Raw genomic sequence first — 21,651 nt, 5'->3', positions numbered from 1 at the left:
GCCGATGCTGAGCGACTGGATCCTCTCGGCCGAGGGCACGGCGGCGGGGGCGCGCGCGGCGCTGGCGCTGGCGCTGCTGTCGGCCTTCGCCCACGCCGCCTTCGGGGCGCTGCAGAAAGGCCGCCACGACCCGTGGCTGACCCGGGGCGCCATCGACGGCTGCTACGCGCTGACGGCGCTGCCCGTGGCGCTGCTGGCCGTGCCGTTTCCGTCGGGCGCGCTGTGGCTGGCGCTGGCAGGCGCCTGGGCGCTGCACATGGTCTACAAGCTGCTGCAGGCCATGGCCTATTCGCGCGGCGCCTACACGGTGGTCTATCCGGTGGCGCGCGGCGTCGGGCCGCTGGCTACGGTGGCGTTGGCCGGGATCGTGTTCGGCGAACGCTTTTCGCCCGGGCAATGGGGCGGCGTGGCGCTGCTGTCGGGCGGCATCATGGCGCTGGCGGCGGCCAATCTGCGGGTGGCGCCGCTGGGGGCGCGGGCGATGCTGCCGGCGCTGGGGCTGGCGGGGCTGACCGGGCTGATGATCGCCGCCTACACCACCTATGACGCCTGGGGCATCCGGCTGGCGCTGGATCCGCTGAGCTTTCTGGTCTGGTTTTTCGTGATCGACGGCTGGGCGTTTCCGATCATCGCGACGATCCGCTGGCGGCGCATGCGCGCCGCCCCGGCGCTGCCGCCGCTGCTGGCGCGGGGCGTCGTCGGGGCGCTGATCGCCTTCGTCAGCTTCGGCGCGGTGATGCTGGCGACTCGGCTCGACAAGGTCGGCGAGGCGGCGGCCCTGCGCGAAACCTCGGTGATTTTCGCGGCGCTGATCGGCTGGCTGTTCCTTAAGGAGAATGTCGGCCCGGTGCGCGCCGCGCTGATGGCGGTGATCGCGCTGGGCGCGCTGGCGGTTGAATTCGGCTGAATCCGCAGGTTGCGTTCACCTTCGCCGCGCGCCCGGATCGGCGCCGCGCGCCGTGCGGCGGCCCGCAGACCCGAATTCAGCCCCGGTTCACGTCCTGACCCCCGCCTCGGCGGGGTCGCGCGTTAACGGTCAATAAAATTGGTGAATGAATAGAAACTAAAACTTACCTGCAAATTAGTCTTTCAAGTTACATTCAAGAAAATTCTCTTAACTACCCCTATTCACAGATCAAAAACCCACTCTTGCTTTTATCAATCCCAGAAAGCGCACGGAAAATCCCGGCGGCAATGGGTGAAACATGAACGAGCAGTCCGACGCGAACATCATCAGCGTTTCCACGAAAGAGGCGCTGATGCAGGCGCTGTCCGAGGCCAGGGGCGGCGAGGTCATCGAGCTGGACGGCGGCGATTACGGCGGTTTCACGCTGTATGACCGGGCCCATGCCTTCGCCCGGTTCCCCGCCGAGGTCACCATCCGCTCCGCCGATCCGCAGGACCGGGCCTCGTTCTCGGCCATGGAGCTGCGCGGGGTCGAGAACCTGACCATCGAGAACGTGGTCTTCGACTACGACGCCGACCCCGGCGCCCCGGGCCGCGAGACGCCGTTCGTGATCCGCAATTCCGCCAACATCGCCATCCGCGACAGCCGCTTTGACGGCGACCTCGCCGAGGGCACGGGCGGGCAGGGCGACGGCTACGGCACCGGCTACGGGCTGCAGGTGCGCAACTCGCGCAACGTCGCGGTGGAGAACAGCGAATTCACCGATTGGCTGCGCGCCGCGATCTTCAACGATTCCGAAGGCCTGACCCTGAAAGGCAACGAGGCGCACCGGATCCGTTCGGACGGGTTCGATTTCGCTCAGGTGAGCGACGTGCTGATCGAGAACAACAGCTTTCACGATTTCAGCGCCGCCCCGGGCAGCAAGGATCATCGCGACATGATCCAGTTCTGGACCTCGGGCACCGACGCGCCTTCGACGGACATCGTCATCCGCGGCAACTATCTCGACAGCGGCCAGGGGGTGTTCACCCAGTCGATCTTCATGCGCAACGAGGAGGTGGACAGCCGCAACGCCGGCGAGCCCATGTTCTATCGCAACGTGACGATCGAGAACAACGTCATCCACAACGGCCAGTCGCACGGCATCAGGGTCGGCGAGACCCTCGGCCTGCGGATCGCCAACAACACCCTGCTGCACAACGCCGACAGCTCCGACGGCTCGCCCAAATCCGCGCCGGTGATCCGCGTCTCCAGCGGCTCGCAGGACGTGGAGATCATCGACAACATCACCGCCGGCATCGCCGGCGCGGCCGAAGACGGCGCCGCGCCCTGGACCGTGAGCGGCAATCTGGAGGTGCAGCGCCAGTCGCCCCAGCTCGACAACTACTACGGCGACCTGTTCGTGGACGCGCTGGGCGGCGGCAACAGCGGCGCGGCGGGGCTGCGCGGGATCCCCGGCGGGGTGATCGAGCAGCTCGGCGTCGGCGCCGAGGCGACCCGCTTCAACCCGGACGCCACGGCGCTGCAGGGCTATCTCATGGCCGAGACCGGCGAAGGCGTCGACAGCGGCGTGCAGAACCTGTCGATCGGCGGGCTCTACGCCGACGGCGCGGCGCTGGACCTGACCGGGGCCGTCGTGATCTGGGATTTCGGCGACGGGGCCGGGACGCAGGCCGGCGCCAGCCAGAATGTCAGCCATGACTACGCCACCGCCGGCAGCTACCGCGCCGTGGCGACGGTGACCCTGTCCGACGGGCGCAGCGTGACCCTGACGCGCAGCGTCGAGGCCGGCAGCCCGCTGATGCTGCACGCCGATTTCAACGACGGCGCCGCGGATCAGTCCGACGCGGCGCGCAGCGTCAAGCTGCAGGGCGGCGCGGCGCTGGAAAGCTACGGCGGCGGCGATGACATGGCGCTGCGGCTCAATGGCGGCAAGGTCGCCTTCGGCAACGGCCCCGAGCTGCGCCGCAACGCCGCCTTCACCCTGCTGGCCGAATTCCGCAAGGACCCGGGCGCCGAGCAGGACGGCGGCGGGCTGATCTACTATTCCGGCAGCTTCACGGTCACGGTGAAACCCGAGGGGCTGGTCGCCACCATCGTCACCAGCGCCGGCGCCAGGACCATCAAGGCCCTGAATGCGGGGCTCGACGACAGCGACTGGCACCAGGTGGCGCTGACCTTCTCGGGCGACGAGGGCGTGGCGCGGCTGTATCTGGACGGCGAGGAGATCGGCGCCGCCGCAGGGCTCGACGGCGGCGTGCAGACCGGCAGCGGGTCCGCCGCCTTCACGCTCGGCAACCCCTTCAAGGCCAGCTTCGGCGGGCTGATCCGCGACGTCGCCTATCTGAAGGGCGCCATGACCGGCGCGGCGATCGCCGCCACCGAAGGCCGCTACGGCGAGACCCCGCCGGCGCCCGAACCGGTCGATCCGCCCGCGCCGGTTCCGGCGCCCGACGCGCTGGTGCTCGCCGACATGTCCGACCTGCCGCCGCTGACCGCCGACGGGGCCGAGGGCGTGCCCAGCCTCGCCGCCGACATCTCCGACACCGCGGTGCGGCTCAACGGCGGCGCGGTGTCGCTGGGGCGCAACGCCGACTATCGCGGCAACGACGCCTACACGCTGATGCTGGATTTCCAGAAAAGCGCCGGCCACGAGGCCGATGGCGGCTGGCTGATCTACTACACCAGGAGCTTCGCCATCGGCCTCACCGCCGAAGGCCTCGCCGCCACCATCCACACCACCGAGGGCGCCGAGCGGATCCGCGTCGGCGGGCTCGGGCTCGATGATCTGGACTGGCATCGTCTGGCGCTGACCTTTTCCGGCGCGACCGGCGAGGCGGTGCTGTATCTGGACGGGGCCGAGATCGGCCAGGTCGGCGGGTTGCTGGGCGGCGTGCAGACCGGGCGCGGCAACGCGGTGCTGTATCTGGGCAGCCAGCAGGGCAAGGCCTTCGGCGGGGCGGTGGACGGCTTCACGATGTATGACGAGGCGCTGGACGCCGACATGATCGCGGCGCTGGGGGGGGCCGATCCGGCCCTGGCGGCGGGGCAGGCCGCGGCCCCGGCGCTCGGGGTTCCGGCGCTGTCCGAATCCGTGCTGCAGGCCAGCGCCGCCGATGACGTCTTCGCTTTCGCCGACCCGTTCGGCGCGGTGCGCATCGAGGATTTCGACGCCGCCGCAGACAAGCTGGATTTTTCCGGCAACCCGGCGGTGTCGGGGCTCGCCGATCTCGACTTGCGCGCCACCGTCGAGGGCGTGGAACTGGCGGTGGAGACCCAGGGCGCGGTGCTGCTCGCCGGAGTGTCGCTGGACCAGGTCCAGAGCGACGTTTTCCTGTTCTGAGGGCTGGCGGGACCCGGCATGCGGCGCCGGGGCCGCCGGGGCGATAACGCTTTCTTAACCAAGGGCGCGTTAACCATTTGAGGTTGGCAACCAGTCCCGGAGGGACCATGACCGCCCTGCCTCAGCGCCACGCCCTTGACGCGGCCGAACCCGTGCCCCGCACGCCGCCCCCGGCGCTGCCGCCCGCGATCGCGCTGGCCGAACTCGCCGCCGTGCTGTGGCGGCGCAAGGGCACGGCGCTGGCGGTCGCGGCCCTGACGCTGGCCGCCGCCGGGCTGACGCTGACCCGGTTCGAACCCCGCTACGCCGCCACCGCCGAGGTGCTGCTCGAGTCCCGCGCGCCGCGGGTGGTCGAGGTGGTCGAGGTCATGCCCGGACTCGCGCTCGACGCCCAGGCGGTGCAATCGGAGCTGCGCCTGATCCAGTCCCAGCAGCTGATCGCCCGGGTGGTGGCCAAGCTGCGTCTCACCGAGGACCCGGAATTCGGCGTCGCGGCGCGCGAGGGCCCGCCGGGGCGGCTCGCGGCGCTGAAGCAGACCGCGCAGGACTGGCTGGCCGATACGCTGGGCTGGGCCCCGCCGCCGGCGTTCCGCGACCCGGCGCGCGATGCGCGCCGCGCCCGGCTGGAAGCCATATCGGCCCTGCGAAAACGCCTCACCGTCACCCAGCAGGATCTGAGCCGGGTGATCGCCATCCGCATGGAAAGCGCCGATCCCGACAAGGCGGCGCTGATCGCCAACGCCATCGCGGATCAATACATCGTCGATCAGCTGGAGGCGAAATTCGACGCCACGCGCCGCGCCTCGGACTGGCTGACGCGCCGGCTCGACGAAATCTCCGCCCGCCTTGCCGCCGCCGAAACCGCCGCCGAGGCCCAGCGCGCCCGCAGCGCCGCCGATCTGGCCGGCGGGCCGGAAACAACCCGCCTGCGCATGGCCGATCTCGCCGCGGCGCTGGAGGCGCTCGGCCCCGACGACCACGCCCGGCGCGCGGCGCTTCAGGCCTCGCTGGCGGATCTGCGCAGGTTGGCGGCGGCGCAGTCGGAATCGGATATCGAACTGCGCCAGCTGGAACGCGAGGCCGAGGCCATCCGCCAGCTGCATGACGCGTTTCTCGCCCGGCTGAAGGAAACCGACGCCCAGGCCGGGCTGCAGCGCCCCGATGCGCGGCTGATCGCCGCCGCCGCGCCGCCGCTCAACCCGGCCTTTCCCAATGTGCGGCTGATTCTGGGTTTTGCGCTGATGGGCGGGCTGGCGCTGGGCGCCGCCGCGGCGTTCCTGCGCGAATCGCTGGGCGGCGTCTGGCATGCGCCCGAGGCGGCGGAGGCGGATACCGGGCTGCGGGTGCTCGCCGCCCTGCCGCTGGCGCGCGGCTGGCGCCCCGACCCGGTGCGCGACGTGCGCCGCCGCCCCGGGTCGCGCCTGGGCGAGGCGGTGCGAGATCTGCGTTCGGCGCTGCTGTCGGGGCTGGCGGGCGAACAGGGCGCGGCGCGGGTGATCGCGGTGATTTCTCCGGGCCCGGGCGAGGGCAAATCCACGCTTGCGGCGCTGCTGGCGGAAAGCTGCGCGCGCATGGGGCGGCGCGTGGCGCTGGTGGATTGCGACATCCGCAACCCGGCGCAGGCCAGGCGCTACGGGCTGTCGGGGGAGGAAGACCTGATCGCGGTGCTCGCCGGCGAGACCCCTTTCGAGACGGCGCTGTTCCACGACGCCGCCACCGGCGTCACGGTGCTGCCCGCGCAACCGGCGCCGGCCTCGCGTTCGGACCTGCTGGCCGGGCCGGAATTCACCGCGCTGATCGCGCGGCTTTCATCGCGCTTTGACGCGGTGATCCTCGATTCCCCCCCCGCGTTGGCGGTGGCCGACGCGCGGCTGATCGCGGCGCGCGCCGACGCGGCGGTGCTGGCGCTGCGCTGGGGCGAAACCACCCGCGAGGAGGCGCGCCAGGCGCTGCGCGCGCTGGGCGAGACCGGCGGGCGCGTCGCCGGGCTGGCGCTGATCGGCGTTTCGGGCCGCGCCGACCCACGGATCAACTATGGCGGAGGAGGCGGCCGGTATGGGCGTTTCAGCGAATATTTCTCCGATTGAGCCGCGCCGCGCGCCCGCGCCGCGGGCGGGCCGCGACCCGGCCGCTCCGGTGGTGCTGGTGGGGCAGGCGCGCAGCGGCTCGACCCTGCTGACCCTGATGCTCAATCGCGGCGGCGACGGGTTCGTGGTCAACGACGCCTATGTGCTGCAGCTGGCGGACTCGCTGGGCGTCGCCGGCGGCGACCGCGCGGCGTCGCCCCGCGCGCTGGCGCGGTTCCGCGCCGCCTGCATGGACCGGCTGCGCGCCCGCTGCGTCCCCGCCGGCCCGGCGCCGATCCACCGGTCCGCCATCGCCCCCACCGCCGCGCTGGCGCGCGCCGCGGGCGCCGATGGCGATGACTGGGGCGTGCTGTGGGGCGACATGCTGCGCATCGCCGGCGAGGGCCGCGCGCTCTGGGGCTGGAACACCCCGCAGGATCATCTGCGCATCCCCGAGATCCTCGCCGCCTTTCCCCGGGCCCGCTTCGTTTTCGTGATGCGCGATCCCTACGCCATGCTGCGTTCCTACAAGGCGCTGCCCGGCTATTGGGGCCGCGAACGCGCCCGGTACCATCCGGCGCTGCAGGGCCGGGCCTGGGCGGCGGCGTTGAACAGCCACGCGCGGCTGGCGGCGATCCGTCCGGGCCAGACCCATCTGCTGCGCTTCGAGGACCTGCTGGGCGCCCCGGCCGAGACCCTGGCCCGGCTCGCCGGGTTCCTCGGCGCGCCGATCGCCCCGCTGGATCCCGCAAGCTTGCCGGCCAACGGCTCCGACCCCGCGCCGGGGCTGAGCCGCGCCGAACTCTGGGCCGCGCGCATGGGGCTTGGCGACGCGCCGGCGCGGCTGGGCTACGCGCCTCCGGCGCCCGAACGACTCGGCGGCCTGGATCTGCTGCGCTGCACCCTGCGCGCCGGCGGCTATTACCTGGGCGAATCCCTGCGTTCGCGCGACATGCGCGGCCGCATCCGCCGTCTGGCGGCGCCGTGACGGCCGCCAGCCTCGATCCGCCGGCGCCGGGGGGGCTGTCGCGCGCCCGCCGGGCGCTGGAAAGCGTGCTGCTCGCCGGCTTCGGGCGCGGCGCGGCGCTGGCCGCCATGGCGGCGTTCGCGGCGTTGCTGCCGCTGGACCAGTTCGGGCTGTTCGCCCATGGCCGCAGCCTGCTGCTGCTGCTGGCGCCAACGGTCTCGCTGGGGTTTTCGATCTCGGTGATGCGCCGGGCGCCGCAGCTGCGCGCCGAGGGGCGCGAAGCCGCCGCCGCCGGGCATCTGGCCATGGGCTACGCCGCCGCCGTGCTGATCGGCGGCGCGCTGGCGCTGGGCGCGGCGTTGTGGCCGGGCGGCGGCGAGGCGGCGTTGATGCTGGCCGGGCTGCCCGCCTACGGGGCGCTGTTTCTCGGGGCGCAGGCGGCGCGGGCGCTGGAACGCCCCATGCTGGCCTATCTGCCAACCGGCGCCGCCGCGACGCTGGCCGCCGCGGCGCTGGCGGCGCAGCCTGGCCTTGGCCTCGGGATCACTGCGCGCGGCGCCGCCTGGCTGTTCGTGGCAAGCGGGACCGGCGTGGCGCTCTGGCAGGCGATCGCGCTGTTTCGCGCCATGGCGCGGCCGCGATTTCCCGCGCCGCTGGTCTGGCTGGGCGAGGCGGCGCCCCTGACCCTGTCGCTGATCGCGCGCGGCTGGGTGTTGCAGGGACCGTTTCTGCTGCTGCCGCTCTGGGCCTCGGGCGAGGCGCTGGGGATCTACGGGCTGGCGCTGACCGCCGCGCAGGCGGTGCGGATCTGTTCGGTGGGCGTCAACGGCGTCGTCGGACCGGGGTTGAACGTGGCGCTCGGGCGCGACGACCGGCGCGAGGCGCGCGCCATCATCGCCTGGGCGCAGCGCGCGGCGGGGGGCGCGTCGCTGGCGGTCTCGGCGCTGCTGCTGATCGGCTGGGCGGGGGGCGCGCGGCTGTTCGCGCCTGAACTGGCGCAGGGGCTGGCGCCGCTGGCGCTGCTGCTGACGGCGGCCGTGGTCATGGCGATCGAGGCGCCGCTGGGGCTGGCGCTGATCGGCGCCGGCGCCGCGAAAGCCGAGATCCGCGCCCAGAGCCTGAGCGCCGCCGCCGCGATGCTCGCCGGTCTGGCGCTGATCCCGGCTTTCGGCGCGGCGGGGGCGGCGGGGGCGACGCTGTGCGCCACCGGGCTGCGGCTCGGGCTGATGCGCCTGGCCGCGCCAACGTCGCGCCGCGATCTTGCGCCCGACAGCGCGCCGCGGGGCCCCAAGGGCCTGTCCGGCTTGCGCGCCGCGCTGCGCGCCGACCATTTCCGCATGGCCCAGCGCCGCGCCGGCGCGGGGCGGATGCTGCGAGACGCGCTGGCGCACAAGACATTCCGGGTGCTGTGTTCCTACCGGCTGTATCGCGCGGTGCGCCTGTCGCGACGGCGGTTGACGAAACTGCTGCTGCCCTTCGCGGTGATCTATCACCGCTGGACCTGCCTGTCCATCGGCGCCGAGATCGCCTGGCAGGCCGAGATCGGCCCCGGCTGCCGCATCCTGCACGGTTTCGGCATCGTCATCCTGCCCTGCGCGCGCATCGGCGCCAACGTCACCATGGCGCACGGCGCCTGCGTCGGCTACCGCGCCGCGCCCGAGCGCCCGCAGGAAGCCTTGAGCACCGGAATCGTCGAGGATGATTGTTTCATCGGCCCCTTCGCCTTCGTCTGGGCGCGCATGGGGCGGGGCTCGGTGCTGGCGCCGCATTCGATGCTGCTCGAGCCCGCGGCGCCGGGCAGCGTGCTGGTGGGCGCCCCGGCGCGCGTCGCCCGCCAACTGGCCGGGACGCAGGCCCGCGACGAGGCGCTGGCCGCCGATCGCGCCGTGCTGCTGAGCCGGCGGGCGGGGCCGCCCGCGCCGGAGGTCAGGCCCGCGATCGCCGGGCCCGTGACGGAGGCGCCCGAAACGGCCGGGTCCGCGCCGGGCGGGTCGACGGAAGGCCGGCGCCTTGCGACCGGGGGCTGATTTTCCCGCCCGGCGCCGGATTGGCGGCGGGTGGGGCGTTGCGACCGATTCGGGGCCGCCGGTCTGGGCGCTGGCGCTGCTGCTGCTGATGGCCACCGGGCCGCTGTATCCGACGCTGCTGCGCGGCTGGTCGGAATGGAACACGGATTTCTCGCAGGTCAACGCCGCGCGCAAACTGGTCTGGGCCGGGATCTACGCGGCGATGACGCTGCTGCTTTGGCGATGGCGCGGCGCGGCGCGCGCGGCGCTGGCGCCCCATGCGGCGCTGCCGCTGGCGGCGATCTGGTTCGCCGCCTCCTGCCTGTGGAGCCCGTCGCCGCTCGACGCCGCGCTGGGGCTGGCCCAATTCGCGTTGATTCTGGTGTTCGGCGGCGCGCTGGCGCAAAGGCTGGGGCCGCTGGGCGTGCTGCGGATCGTCGGGCGCGCCGGGTTGGTCGCGCTGGCGATGTCGCTGGTCATGGCGCTGGTCGCGCCGCGATTCGCCTTCGGGCAATACGTCAATGCCGGGGCGTTTCGCGGCGTCTACATCGAAAAGAACCACCTGGCGACGCTGCTCTCCTACAGCTTCGTCGCCATGCTGTTCGAGACCCTGACGGCGCCGCCGACGGGACGGCGGCGGCTGTTGCTCGGGACCGGGGCGCTGCTTTTGGGGCTGATTGCGGCGCGATCTTCGGTGGCCTTGTTCCAGGTGGCGCTCGGCGCCGGGTTCGCCGGCATGTTCACGGGGCTGCGCGGCGCCCGCTACGGCGCGGCGGCGGCGGGGTTCGCGGCGCTGGCCGGGCTGGCGGCGCTGGGCGCGACGCTGCCCGCGACGCTGGACGCGCTGGGCGAGGACGCGACGCTGAACGGGCGCACGGAGCTATGGGCGCTGCTCTGGCCGCATGTGGAGGCGCGCCCGATCGCCGGGCACGGGTTTTTCGGATTCTGGTCGCGCCCCGAGGCGGCGCAGGTGCGCGAGGCGCTGGGTTGGAACGCGCGGGGCGCCCATAACGGCTGGCTGACCGCGCTGCTGACCGGCGGCGTCGTCGGCGCGGGGCTCTGGGCGCTGCACTGGGCGGGAATCGTGAAGGCCGGCTGGGCGGCGCTGCGCCCCGGCGGCGATCCGGCGCTGGCGGGCTGCGCGGCGCTGGCGGCGGCGCATCTGGTCTGGTCGCTGTTTGAATCCAATCAGCTGACACAGATGAATTACCACGGAATCATGGCCGGGATGGCGCTGGCCATCCCGGGCTGGGTCGCCATGCGGCGCGCGCCCGGCCTGCGGGGCGGGGTCGCGCCGGTCTGATCCGGCTTGCATGATCGATGCCCGGCGATCGCCGCGGCGCCTGGGGCCGAGCCCGGCGCCGCGGCGCGGGCTCAGCCCTCGGCGGTTTCGCGCGCGGCGCTGCGGATGTCGCCGTTGCGGCGGGTCTCGCGGCGCGCCGCGATCGCCAGCCGCGCCGCGCGCAGCATGAACACCGGGTTGCCGATCAGGTAGCGGCGCGCCAGGCGGCGCGGCTCCAGCGCCAGGCGATGCGCCCATTCCAGCCCGCTGCGCCGCATCCACGCCGGCGCCCGGCGCACCCGCCCGGCGAGAAAATCAAGGATCGCCCCGCCGCAGAGGATGCCCACGGGCCGCGTCGACGCGTCGCGCAGGCTCTGCGCCAGCTGTTCCTGTCGCGGGGCGCCCATGCCGAGGATCAGCAGATCCGGCGCGTCCGCCGCCAGCCATTCGGCGTAGCGCGCGGCGGGGTGGTAGCCGTGGCGGGCCGCGACCACGTTGGCGCCGCGCTGGCGCAGGGTCTCGGCGGCGGCCTCGGCGACGCCGGGGCGGGCGCCGTAGAGCGCCACCCGCAGGCCGGGCCGCGTCGCCAGATAGGGGATGAGGTCGGTGCCGTTGGCGTTCAGCCCGGGATCCTGGCCCAGCATGCGCATCATCAGCGCCATGCCGACCCCGTCGCGCAGCAGCAGATCGGCGCCGTCGAAAGCGCCGAGCGCGCGCGGATCGGCGGCGCAGAGATTGAGCGCGTGGGCGTTCACGAAGGCCCCGATCCATGGGCCGCCGCGGCGCCGTTCAAACCGCGCGGCGAGCCCGCGCAGGCGGGCGTCGTCCATCGACGGGATGCGCGCGATCAGGCGCTGCAGGGGGATGTCGGCGGCCCGCCCCGGAAACGCGATGCGCGCGCCCGCCGCGCCGCCGCCGTCGCGATCGCCGTCATAGTCGCTTGCATAGGCGGCGGCGAAGCCCGCGGTCATGTCGCTCATCGGTCAGCGGTCCCGGTCGCGCCGGAGACCGGTCGCCCGTCGATCTCCAGCATGGTCACGCGCCAGCAGGCGGCGCGCTGCAGGTCGATGTCGCACAGCGCCGCCGCGCGGCCATAGACCGGATCGGACAGGATGACCCCGGTGGCGGATTGCGACGCGTAGCCGTCGCCGGTGCGCGGGGCGCGGGCGCGAAAGCTCCACAGCCCGGCGTCGACCGGCGCGCCCAGCACCAGGTCGTGCAGGTCGCGCGCCCCTGCGCCGATCGCTGAATCGGCGTCGAGCCGCGCCAGCAGCCCGGCGCGCATGCGCTCGGCCAGACCGTCGGGCTGATAGGAGACGCCGCTGGATTTCGTGGACGGCCCGGAGGCCTGCGCCCACACTGCGGCAAAGGCGGAGAACATGGCGATCGCAGTCACAGACAAACGCATGGGAACCTCGTTACGCGGCCCCGCACCCTGTTCGCTTTACCCATGCTCAGAATTGCAGACTGGCGCGGTTCGGTCAACTCTGAATTGAATTATAGTCAATATTTACAATGTGTTAAACAAGATTACCAAAGCGTTGACATGAGGCGCGCCGCGGCCGGCGCGGGGTGGGCGGCGGCGCCCGAAACCCCACGCGAAACCCAACCCGATTTCCCGGCCGATTTCCCGCCCGGCGCCGACCCCGAGGCCCCGCCCGATCCCGGGCGCTTGCCCCTGACGCGGGCGGGGTCTATACCGCGCGATGACTTTGCTCCGGCGATCGACGGGCGCAGGCGCCATTGGATGCGGCCGCCTGCGCCGCCGCCGGCCCCCGACGCCTCAAGCTACTGGAATGTCAGCGCATGAAGATCAACGGCAACGAAATTCGCCCCGGCAACATCATCGAGCACAATAACGGGCTCTGGGTCGCGGTGAAGACCAGTCATGTGAAGCCGGGCAAGGGCGGCGCCTTCGCGCAGGTGGAGCTGAAGAACCTGCGCAACGGCTCCAAGCTCAACGAACGCTTCCGTTCGGCGGACAAGGTGGAGCGGGTGCGGCTTGAGCAGAAGGACCAGCAGTTCCTGTTCGAGAGCGACGGCATGCTGACCTTCATGGATTCCGAGACCTTCGATCAGGTGGAGCTGCCCGCCGATCTGCTGGGCGAGCGGCGCCCGTTCCTGCAGGACGGCATGACCGCGGTGATCGAGTATTACGATTCGGAGGCGCTGAGCGTGCGCCTGCCGGAAAAAGTCACCTGCACCGTCGAGGAGACCGAGCCGGTGGTCAAGGGCCAGACCGCGGCCAATTCCTTCAAGCCGGCGATCCTCGACAACGGCGTGCGCATCATGGTGCCGCCCTTCGTGGGGACCGGCGAAAAGGTGGTGGTGATGACCGAGACCGCTGAATATCTGGAGCGGGCCTGAGCCATGGGCGCCGCGAAGGCCGTCGCCGCCATGCATGTGGACAACGCCCGCGTGCGGGTCACCGAATGGCGGTTTGCGCCCGGGGCCGCCACCGGCTGGCACGTGCATGACTTCGACTACGTGATCACGCCGGTGATCACGCCCGAAGGCGGCGCGCCGGTGGACGTGACCGATGCGGCCGGCGCGGTGACGCGGGTCGTGATGCATGCCGGGCAGAGCTATTTTCGCCAAGCGGGCGTCGCCCATGACGTGATCAATGCGGGGCCCGGCGAACTGGTCTTCGTGGAAGTGGAACTGAAACAGCCCGCGCGCTGACTCCCCTGCAGAACAGGCGCGGATGGCGCGGGTCGGACTCCGGCCCGGGCGAATGGAAGGAAATGCCATGTCGGTCGGATCGGCGAATCTGAACGTGATGATCAAGGCCGCGCGCAAGGCCTCGCGAAAGCTGCTGCGCGATTTCGGCGAGGTCGAGAACCTGCAGGTCAGTCGCAAGGGGCCGGGGGATTTCGTGTCCCGCGCCGACCTGATGGCCGAGGCCACGATCCGCGAGGACCTGATGACCGCGCGCCCGAATTACGGTTGGATGGCCGAGGAAAGCAAGGCGGTCGAGGGCAAGGACCCGACGCGGCGCTGGATCGTCGACCCGCTCGACGGCACCACCAATTTCCTGCACGGGCTGCCGCAATGGTGCATTTCCATTGCGCTGCAGCACAAGGGCGAGATCATCGCCGGGGTGGTGCTCGACCCTGTGAAGGACGAGATCTTCGTGGCCGAGAAGGGCGCGGGCGCCTGGCTCAACGATCGCCGCATCCGGGTGTCGGCGCGCCGCGACATGGACGAGATGCTGTTCGCCACCGGCATTCCCTTCGCCAAGAACGCCGCCGATCTGCCCGGCACCATGCAGGAGCTTGGGCGTCTGATGCCGCGCTGCGCCGGGGTGCGGCGCTTCGGGGCCGCGGCGCTCGACCTCGCCTATGTGGCGGCGGGGCGCTACGAGGGGTTCTGGGAACGCGATCTCAACGCCTGGGACATCGCCGCGGGCATCGTGCTGGTGCGCGAGGCGGGGGGGTTCGTGCAGGACGTGGATGACGAGACCGCCGATCCGCTGGCGACCGGGTCGGTGCTGGCGGGCAATGCCGAGGGGTTTTCGCAGTTCGCCGGGTTGCTGCGGGGGTGAGGCGGGGGTGCTGCGGGGCCGGGGGCCTGACAGCGCGGCGATGAACGGGCGCGGGACAACGGGCCATGGCGGCGGGCGGTCCGGGCCGGGTCGCTGAACGCCGCGCCCGCGCCGCGCGCGGCGAGTCCCGGGGGCAACGAGCCCCCGGAATGATCGCATTGCGCGAATCCGGCGCTTTGCGCCGGCGCCGGGTTCTGCTAACGCTTCAACTACAGCCGTAAATTCAGGCGCAGGATGGACCCGCAATGAAAATAGAGCAGGCCCGGCAGATCGAGTTTTCACAGCCGTTCCGCCAGATCGTCATGATGATACTGGTGCTGGTTCTCGTCGGCGCCGGCGTGTTCCTGCTCTATGGTCCGATCCAGACGGTGTTCAACGCCAACCCGTATCTGAACGGGTTCATCGGCGGGGTGTTCGTGATCGGGGTGCTGGCCTGTTTCTGGCAGGTGTCCATCCTGATTTCGGCGGTGAGCTGGCTCGAGGGCTTCGCCATCGACCGCCCGGGACATGAATTCGTCGAACCGCCGCGCCTGCTGGTGTCGCTGTCCTCGCTGCTGCGCGACAAGCGGGCGCGGGCCTCGCTGACCGCCACCTCCACGCGATCCATCCTCGACACCGTGGCGACGCGGCTGGACGAGATGCGCGACATCACCCGCTACATCACCAATCTGCTGATCCTGATCGGTCTGCTGGGCACCTTCTGGGGGCTGTCCAACGTGGTGCCCGGGATCGTCGAAATCATGTCCTCGCTCGCGCCCAAGGAGGGCGAGGGCTCGATGGAGGTGTTCAACAATCTGATGAGCGGGCTCACCGACCAGCTCGGCGGCATGGGCACGGCCTTCGCGTCGTCGCTGCTGGGGCTGGCCGGGTCGCTGGTGGTGGGGCTGCTGGACCTGTTCGCGGGGCACGGGCAGAACCGCTTCTATCGCGAACTGGAGGAATGGCTGAGCTCGATCACCCGCATCAGCTTCGCCTCGGAGGGTGACGGCGGCGGCGGCGGCGGCTTCGCGCTGGAGGTGCTGGAGCGCAACGCCGAACAGGTCACGACGCTGGCCGACCTGTTCCGCAAATCCGAAGAGCGCAGCGAGGAAACCGACGCGCGGCTGATCACCCTCGCCGACAGCGTGCGCCAGCTGGCGCAGCGGCTGGGCGAGGATCACGACGCGCTGGCCGCGGTGGCGCGCCATTCCACCGAGGAGTCCGAGAACGCCGCGCGGCTTGACCGCATCGCCGCGGCGCAGGAGCGCATCGCCACGCTGCTTGAACGCGGCGGCGAGGACGCGGAGGGCGGCGGCGTCGAGGCGGATGCGGAATCACGCCTGCGCCTGCGCAACATCGACATGCAATTGCTGCGCATTCTTGAGGAAATCTCGGCCGGGCGGCAGGATTCGACGGCGGAGATCCGCATGGACCTCGCCCGGCTGACGCGCGCCATCACCGGCGAGCCGGACGGGCGCTGACATGGCGCTTCACCGCCGCAGCGGCGCCCGTTTCGAGGCGAATATCTGGCCCGGTTTCGTCGATGCGATGACCGCGCTGCTGCTGGTGCTGATCTTCGTGCTGTCGATCTTCATGATCATCCAGTTCGTGCTGCGCGACACCATCACCGGACAGGACGAGGAACTGGACAGCCTCACCCGCGACCTCGCCAACCTCGCCTCGGTGCTGTCGCTGGAGGAACGCCGCACCGAGGCGCTCACCGATCAGGTGGGCAAGCTGCGCGCCAATCTCGACGACAGCCGCGCCGAGGAATCGCGCATGTCGGCGCTGATCGCCAGCCTCACCGACGAGCGCGACGCGGCGGCGGCGCGCAATGCGAGCTTCGAGCAGCAGGTGGCCGGGCTGCTCGCCGACATGGGCGCGGCGCGCCGCCGCATCACCCGTCTGAGCGCCGATCTGGAAACCCAGCGCCAGGCGGCGGAGGCCGAGACCGCGCGCGCCGACGCCTCGGAGGCGGATCTGAACGCCGCCCGCGCCTCGATCGCCGATTTGCAGGCCGCCAACGAACGCGAGATCACCGAAAAGGAAGCCCTGCAGCTGACGCTCGCCAGCCTGCGCGATGAAATCGACGCCCAGGCCGAACAGGCCCGCCTGCTTGGCGCCAAGCGCCAGGCGCTGGAGGCGCTGGTGGCCGATCTGCGCAGCGACGGCGACAGGAAGGACGCCTCGATCGCCGAATTGCTGGGCGCGGCGCGCGAACGCGATGCGGCGCTGAGCCAGATGCGCGCCGCCGCCGCCGCGCGCGACGCGCAATTCGTCGACCTGCGCAGCCAGATCCAGGCGCAATCCGTCACCATCGACGACCTGCGCAATCTGGCGCGCGAACGCGACGCGGCGCTGGCGGCGCTGAAGGCGGCGGCCAAGGGCGACGACGCCGAGATCGCCCGGCTGCTGGACGAGGCCCGCGCCGCGCAGGCGGCCGTGGCGGCGCGCGATCAGCAGTTGGCGGCGCTGCGCAGCCAGACCCGCGACCAATCCGCCACCATCGACGATCTGCTGGCCGTGGCGCGGGAACGCGACGCGGCGCTGGCGGCGCTGAAGGCGGCGGCCAAGGGCGACGCGGCGGAAATCTCCCGGCTGCTGGACGAGGCCCGCGCCGCCCAGGAAAAGGCCGCCAGGGGCGATGACCGGATCGCGAAACTGCTCGGCGAGGCCGAGGCGGCGGCGCAGGCGGCGCGTGATCGCGACGAGCAGCTTGCGGCCCTGCGCAGCAAGGCCGACGACCAGGCCGTGACCATCGAACAGCTTGAGGCGGTGGCGCAGGAGCGCGACGCGGCGCTGGCGGCGCTGAAGGAATCGGCCCAGGGCGACGCGGCGAAGATCGCCCGCCTGCTGGGCGAGGCGCAGGCCGCGCAGGCCGCCGCCGCGGCCGCCGTGAAGGACCGCGACGCGATCGCCGCCGAACGCGAGAAGCTGGCGGCGGAGGCGGCCGCGAAGGCCGATGCGCTGGCCGCCGCCGAGGCCGCGCGCGCCGGGCAGCAGGAGGAAATCCTGCGCCTGCGGGTCACGACCGAGGAAAAGGAGCGCATCCTCGCCGCGCTGCAGGAAAGGCTCGACGCCGAGGAGATGCAGCGCGCGCTGGAGGCCGCCGCCGCCGCCGCCCTGCGCAAGCGGCTGGAGAACGCCGATGACGAATTGACGGCGATGTCCCTGGCGCTGGAGGAGCAGCGCCGCAAGGCGGAAGAAACCCTGACGCTGATGGCCGCGGCCGAGGCCGCGCGGCGCGCCGCCGAGGATGATCTCGCCACTGTCAGCGAGGATCTGAAGGACAAGGCCGCCAGGCTGAGCGATCGCGAGGCGCTGCTGGCCGCGGCGCAGCAGGCGCTGAACGACGAAAAATCCGTCTCCGCCGCGGAATCGCGCCGGGTGGCGCTGCTGAACGCCCAGACCAACGAATTGCGCCGCCAGTTGGCCAATCTGCAGGACCTGCTCGCCGGATCCGAGGCCAAGGACGTGGAGACCAAGGTGCAGATCTCCAATCTCGGCGCCCGGCTGAACGCCGCATTGGCGCGCGAAGTGTCGCTGAAGCGGCGCGAACAGGAACGTCTGGCCGAGGAGGCGCGCCGGCTCGCGGATGAAAACAAGACCCTGGCGCAGTACCGGTCGGATTTCTTCGGGCGCATCAAATCGGCATTGGCGGATGTGGAGGGCGTGAGGGTGGTCGGCGACCGCTTCGTGTTCCAGTCCGAAGTGCTGTTCGGCGTCGGCTCGGCGCAGCTGGGTCATGACGGCGAGGAGCGTCTGGGCGAATTCGCACGGCTGTTTGATTCGGTGCGCGCGGAACTGCCCGAGGAGCTGCCCTGGATCCTGCGCGTCGACGGGCACACCGACAACGTGCCGATCACCGGCGGGCGCTATCGCGACAATTGGGAGCTCAGTCAGGCGCGGGCGCTTTCGGTGGTGCGCTACCTGTCCGAGGTCGAGGGGTTCCCGCCCAACCGACTGGCGGCCAACGGCTTTGGCGAATTCCAGCCCATCGATCCCGGCGACAGCCCCGAGGCCCGCGCTCGCAACCGCCGCATCGAGCTGAAACTGACCGAACGCTGATTGCCTTGCCGTTGGCGCCCGGGCGGTGATCGGCGCCGGACGCGCGCGCGCTTTTCGCTGAACGGCTGACGCCGACCCGACGCCTTCGTCCATACCGGATGTTGCGATTCGGCGGGGTGTTCAGGCGCTCATGACCGGGGGGTGGCCCGACGCGAAAAAAACGGGAGCCCAGCCGCGCGCGCGCCCCGGTCAGGCCGAACCGGCCCTGGTCAGCCCAGCCCCGATCAGGCCAAGCCAACCCCGGTCAACCCCGGTCAGCCCCGGTCAGGCCCGGGTTTCGCAGCGCCGCTATTCGGCGGTCAGCAGCGGCGGTTTGCCGTCGGTGAGCTTTTTCTTTTCCGGCGGCGTGATCTCCAGATCGATCTTGCCGTCCTTCACCCCCACCTTCACCAGCCCGCCCTTGGTCAATCGACCGAACAGCAGTTCCTCGGCCAGCGGCTTCTTGATGTGTTCCTGAATCACCCGGGCCAGCGGGCGGGCGCCCATGCGATCGTCATAGCCGCGCTTGGCCAGCCATTCGGCGGCGTCGTCGCCCAGTTCGATGGAGACGCCGCGATCCAGCAGCTGCGCCTCGAGTTGCAGCACGAATTTTTCCACCACCTGCAGGATCACCGACTGGGGCAGCGCCGAGAAGCTGATCACCGCGTCGAGCCGGTTGCGGAATTCCGGGCTGAAGGTGCGTTCGATGGCGATCGAATCCTCGCCCTCGCGCCGGTCGCGCCCGAAACCGATGGCGGTCTTGGCCAGTTCCGCGGCGCCGGCGTTGGAGGTCATGATCAGCACCACGTTGCGGAAATCCACCGATTTGCCGTTGTGATCGGTCAGCTTGCCGTGATCCATCACCTGCAGCAGGATGTTGAACACGTCCGGGTGGGCCTTTTCGATCTCGTCGAGCAGCAGCACGCAATGGGGGTGCTGGTCGACGCCGTCGGTGAGCAGCCCGCCCTGATCGAAGCCCACATAGCCCGGCGGCGCGCCGATCAGCCGCGAGACCGAGTGCTTTTCCATGTATTCGGACATGTCAAAGCGGATCAGCTCGACCCCGAGGGTCATGGCCAGCTGTTTGGCGACCTCGGTCTTGCCGACCCCGGTGGGCCCGGCGAACAGGTAGTTGCCGATGGGCTTTTCCGGTTCGCGCAGCCCGGCGCGGCTGAGCTTGATGGCCGAGGACAGGGCCTCGATGGCCTTGTCCTGGCCGAACACCAGGCGCTTGAGGCTGGCCTCGAGGTCGCGCAGGGTCTCGGCATCGTCCTTGGACACGGTTTTCGGCGGGATGCGGGCGATCTTGGCGACCACGTCCTCGATTTCCCGCGGGGTGATGGTCTTGCGCCGCTTGGCCTCGGTCAGCAGGTGCTGCGCCGCGCCGGCCTCGTCGATCACGTCGATGGCGCTGTCGGGCAGCTTGCGGTCGTTGATGTAGCGGGCGGCGAGTTCCACCGCGATCTTGATCGCCTCGCTGGTGTAGCGGATGGCGTGGTGCTTCTCGAAATACGGCTTCAGCCCGCGCAGGATCTTGATCGCGTCATCCACCGAGGGTTCGTTCACGTCGATTTTCTGGAACCGCCGGCTGAGCGCGCGATCCTTTTCGAAATGCTGGCGGAATTCCTTGTAGGTGGTGGAGCCCATGCAGCGCAGGCTGCCCGATTGCAGCGCCGGCTTCAGCAGGTTGGAGGCGTCCATGGCCCCGCCCGAGGTCGCCCCGGCGCCGATCACCGTGTGGATCTCGTCGATGAACAGGATGGCGTCGGGATGCGCCTCCAGTTCCTTGATCACCGCCTTAAGCCGTTCTTCGAAATCGCCGCGATAGCGGGTGCCGGCGAGCAGCGCGCCCAGATCGAGCGAGAAGATGGTGGAATTGGCCAGCACCTTCGGGGTTTCCTCATCGACGATCTTGCGCGCCAGGCCTTCGGCGATGGCGGTCTTGCCGACGCCGGGATCGCCCACCAGCAGCGGGTTGTTCTTGCGCCGCCGGCACAGCACCTGGATGCAGCGCTCGACCTCGGATTCGCGCCCGATCAGCGGGTCCACGTCGCCCCTGCGCGCCTTGGCGTTGAGGTCGACGCAGTATTTCTGCAGCGCGGTTTCTTCCTTTTCTTCGCCGCGCCCGGCGCCGGGCCCGTCATGGGTCTCCTCGTCCTCGACCCCGCGCACCCGGCGCGATTCGCCGAAAGCCGGGTTCTTGGCGACGCCGTGGGACAGGTAGTTGACCGCGTCGTAGCGGGTCATGTCCTGTTCCTGCAGGAAGAACGCCGCGTGGCTTTCGCGTTCGGCGAAGATCGCCACCAGCACGTTGGCCCCGGTGACCTCGGTGCGCCCGGAGCTTTGCACATGGATGGCGGCGCGCTGGATCACCCGCTGGAAGCCGGTGGTCGGCGCGGCTTCGGAGCCGTCGACATCGGAGACCAGCGCTTCAAGTTCGCTGTCGACGAAGCGGGTCAGCGACTGGCGCAGGGCGTCCAGATCGACCCCGCAGGCCTTCATCACCTGCGCCGCGTCGGGTTCGTCGATCAGCGCCAGCAGCAGATGTTCCAGCGTCGCCAGTTCATGTTTGCGTTCATTCGCGAGGCTGAGCGCGAAATGAATGGCTTCCTCAAGGGTTTTCGAGAACGAGGGCATTCGTTTCACCTTTCCGCCTGGTCCCGCGCCAGATGGCGCAGGAGTCGCCCGGCCCATGGCTCTGGCCGGCTGGTCTTCGCATTAGACTTCGGTTTTGTAAGCAGGTGGTCAAGGGCGGGCGGCGAAGATGCATGAAATTTTCGCCAAATCGCGCTTTTTGACGCGCTCACTCTTTTTCCATGGTGCATTGCAGCGGATGCTGGTGCTGGCGGGCGAATTCCATCACCTGGGTGACCTTGGTTTCGGCGATCTCGTAGGAAAACACTCCGACCACGGCCACGCCCTTGCGGTGCACGGTCAGCATGATCTCCACCGCGTGTTCATGGCGGATGGCGAAGAACCGCTCAAGCACCAGCACCACGAATTCCATGGGGGTGTAATCGTCATTCAGCAGCAGCACCTTGTAGAGCGAGGGGCGCTTCGTGCGCGGCTTGACCGCCACCGCCAGATCGGCGTCCGGGCCGTCGCCGAAGCGCTCGTCGCCGGGCTTCCTCGGATCGTCGCGCCCGTCATCCTTGCCCGCGCCGCGGATCCCGGCCGCGACGACCCTCGCGCCAGACCCGGCGCGCGCCTCGACTTGACCGGCGGGAGCGGAAGACATCATGAAAACGTCCGGAATTCGTTGGCCTGCATCGGGAAACCTTATGGCCGGCAAGGGGTCTGGCGCGCGACAAGCCCGGCGGTTCGCGCCGCGCCCGTCACATTATATGGCAGGCGGGCCACGAGAAAAGGGGGCCCAAGCCCCCTTTTCGTCGAAATTCGCCGCATGAGGCGACCGGGCCGCGCGCCCGACCCGCCATGGGCGGGCGCGGGGGCCGGCCCCCGCCCGGCCGCGGAGGCCGGGCGGCCCCGCGGGGACCCAACCGCCGCCGC

Annotated in this window: 15 protein-coding genes; 11 read left to right on the top strand and 4 right to left on the bottom strand. The window is 70.9% G+C overall.

Annotation, left to right across the window (positions count from 1 at the left end):
• The first annotated feature begins 7 nt into the window (after positions 1-7).
• The 6 genes from AC1HC7_RS11915 to AC1HC7_RS11890 all read left to right on the top strand — a co-directional run bounded on the left by AC1HC7_RS11915 (position 8) and on the right by AC1HC7_RS11890 (position 10,592).
• Complete coding sequence (locus AC1HC7_RS11915) at positions 8-907, top strand: EamA family transporter (RefSeq protein WP_479497958.1); 900 nt, start codon at positions 8-10, stop codon at positions 905-907.
• A 298-nt stretch (positions 908-1,205) separates the two neighbouring features.
• A complete protein-coding gene (locus tag AC1HC7_RS11910) occupies positions 1,206-4,250 on the top strand; it encodes a LamG-like jellyroll fold domain-containing protein (protein ID WP_479497912.1) in 3,045 nt (1,014 codons plus the stop codon).
• A 107-nt stretch (positions 4,251-4,357) separates the two neighbouring features.
• Complete coding sequence (locus AC1HC7_RS11905; protein ID WP_479497913.1) at positions 4,358-6,337, top strand: polysaccharide biosynthesis tyrosine autokinase; 1,980 nt, start codon at positions 4,358-4,360, stop codon at positions 6,335-6,337.
• On the top strand, positions 6,306-7,304 hold the full coding sequence (locus AC1HC7_RS11900) for a sulfotransferase family protein (protein WP_479497914.1): 999 nt from the start codon (positions 6,306-6,308) through the stop codon (positions 7,302-7,304). Before AC1HC7_RS11905 ends, AC1HC7_RS11900 begins: the two co-directional genes overlap by 32 nt.
• Positions 7,301-9,310 (top strand): LbetaH domain-containing protein, encoded by a 2,010-nt coding sequence (locus AC1HC7_RS11895; RefSeq protein ID WP_479499047.1) that lies wholly within the window; start codon positions 7,301-7,303, stop codon positions 9,308-9,310. The genes AC1HC7_RS11900 and AC1HC7_RS11895 overlap by 4 nt, the downstream gene beginning before the upstream one ends.
• A complete protein-coding gene (locus tag AC1HC7_RS11890) occupies positions 9,294-10,592 on the top strand; it encodes an O-antigen ligase family protein (protein ID WP_479497916.1) in 1,299 nt (432 codons plus the stop codon). The genes AC1HC7_RS11895 and AC1HC7_RS11890 overlap by 17 nt, the downstream gene beginning before the upstream one ends.
• Positions 10,593-10,663: 71 nt before the next feature.
• Here AC1HC7_RS11890 and AC1HC7_RS11885 read toward each other — a convergent pair whose 3' ends face one another.
• Positions 10,664-11,551, bottom strand: a complete 888-nt coding sequence (locus AC1HC7_RS11885; RefSeq protein WP_479499046.1) for a WecB/TagA/CpsF family glycosyltransferase — start codon at positions 11,549-11,551, stop codon at positions 10,664-10,666.
• Entirely contained in the window at positions 11,548-11,979 is a 432-nt protein-coding gene (locus tag AC1HC7_RS11880) for a hypothetical protein (protein ID WP_479497918.1), read from the bottom strand. Before AC1HC7_RS11880 ends, AC1HC7_RS11885 begins: the two co-directional genes overlap by 4 nt.
• 398 nt (positions 11,980-12,377) lie before the next feature.
• On the opposite strand from AC1HC7_RS11880, the gene efp reads away from it, so the two are divergent.
• From efp to AC1HC7_RS11855, 5 genes are all read left to right on the top strand, one after another.
• The gene (efp, locus tag AC1HC7_RS11875) at positions 12,378-12,938 is read left to right on the top strand and encodes an elongation factor P (protein ID WP_479497919.1); all 561 of its coding nucleotides are present in this window, start codon (positions 12,378-12,380) and stop codon (positions 12,936-12,938) included.
• Positions 12,939-12,941: 3 nt separating this feature from the next.
• A complete protein-coding gene (locus tag AC1HC7_RS11870) occupies positions 12,942-13,253 on the top strand; it encodes a cupin domain-containing protein (protein ID WP_479497920.1) in 312 nt (103 codons plus the stop codon).
• A 67-nt stretch (positions 13,254-13,320) separates the two neighbouring features.
• The gene (locus AC1HC7_RS11865; protein ID WP_479497921.1) at positions 13,321-14,115 is read left to right on the top strand and encodes an inositol monophosphatase family protein; all 795 of its coding nucleotides are present in this window, start codon (positions 13,321-13,323) and stop codon (positions 14,113-14,115) included.
• Between the two features lie 245 nt (positions 14,116-14,360).
• The gene (locus AC1HC7_RS11860; RefSeq protein WP_479497922.1) at positions 14,361-15,575 is read left to right on the top strand and encodes a biopolymer transporter ExbB; all 1,215 of its coding nucleotides are present in this window, start codon (positions 14,361-14,363) and stop codon (positions 15,573-15,575) included.
• 1 nt (position 15,576) lies between these two features.
• Positions 15,577-18,162, top strand: coding sequence for a peptidoglycan -binding protein (locus tag AC1HC7_RS11855; protein WP_479497923.1), 2,586 nt, complete (start codon positions 15,577-15,579; stop codon positions 18,160-18,162).
• A gap of 288 nt (positions 18,163-18,450) precedes the next feature.
• Here AC1HC7_RS11855 and clpA read toward each other — a convergent pair whose 3' ends face one another.
• Together clpA and clpS are read right to left on the bottom strand one after the other, a co-directional pair.
• Complete coding sequence (gene clpA / locus AC1HC7_RS11850; RefSeq protein WP_479499056.1) at positions 18,451-20,778, bottom strand: ATP-dependent Clp protease ATP-binding subunit ClpA; 2,328 nt, start codon at positions 20,776-20,778, stop codon at positions 18,451-18,453.
• 166 nt (positions 20,779-20,944) lie between these two features.
• Positions 20,945-21,226: an ATP-dependent Clp protease adapter ClpS gene (gene clpS, locus AC1HC7_RS11845; protein ID WP_479497960.1), complete on the bottom strand. Its 282-nt coding sequence runs from the start codon at positions 21,224-21,226 to the stop codon at positions 20,945-20,947.
• Positions 21,227-21,651: the final 425 nt, after the last annotated feature.

The organism is Oceanicella sp. (genome assembly GCF_056449545.1).
This window is presented reverse-complemented; position numbering and strand designations above follow the sequence as displayed.